1 pseudogene is annotated in these 702 nt (G+C 68.4%); it reads left to right on the top strand.

The annotated features are described in order from the left end of the window. A pseudogene (locus JCM25156_RS27250) lies at positions 1–605 on the top strand (hypothetical protein); the annotation flags it as partial. Between the last annotated feature and the right edge of the window lie 97 nt (positions 606–702).

Genomic DNA, 702 nt, shown 5'->3' with positions numbered 1-702 from the left:
CTGGCGCGGGGGCTGGGCCTGTCCGCCCCGCTGACGGTGCGCAACACGGTGGACAGGATGGGGTGACGGGCGCCAATCTGTTCGATTCCCAGTTCGCGACCGATGGGACGATGGTGCTGGCCGCGCCGGGTTCGGCGCTGGTGTCCTCCCTATGTGGGGATCCGCGCATCCATTTCGATTACAGCCGCTGGCTGCCCCTGCTGCTGTGCATGACGACCCCGGTGGTGATCGGGCGCACGCAACTGCACCGCAGCCTGGGCAATTTCATGCGCGACCGACCGGTACGCATCGCCGTCTCCACCCTGACCGGCCTTGAACTGCCTACCGTCGTGGCCATGACCCTGTTCGGACTGCGCCCCATTCCCGTAACCGGACTGGCGACACCCGAAGCTGCCGCCGCGGCCCTGCGCGACAATCAGGTCGATGTCATCCAGATTACCGACCCGCTGGGCACGCCGGACACCACGGCCCTGATCGATACACTGGCGCGGGCGGGCTTTCCCGCCCTGTTCAGCCTGACCACCGGGGCCGCCCCCCTCAGGCTACGGGATCAGGAGGTCATGAGCATGGAGCCCGTCTGGTCCAGGATGCCCATTCCGCCCTGACTTCCCTGCTTTACGCGGCATGGAAGCCGCTGGCGGGGGCCGCGGCGGTCGATCTGGCCCTGGTGCTGCCCATGCTGACCCCAGCCCGCCACGCTGG

This window comes from Komagataeibacter kakiaceti JCM 25156 (assembly GCF_000613305.1).
This window is presented reverse-complemented; position numbering and strand designations above follow the sequence as displayed.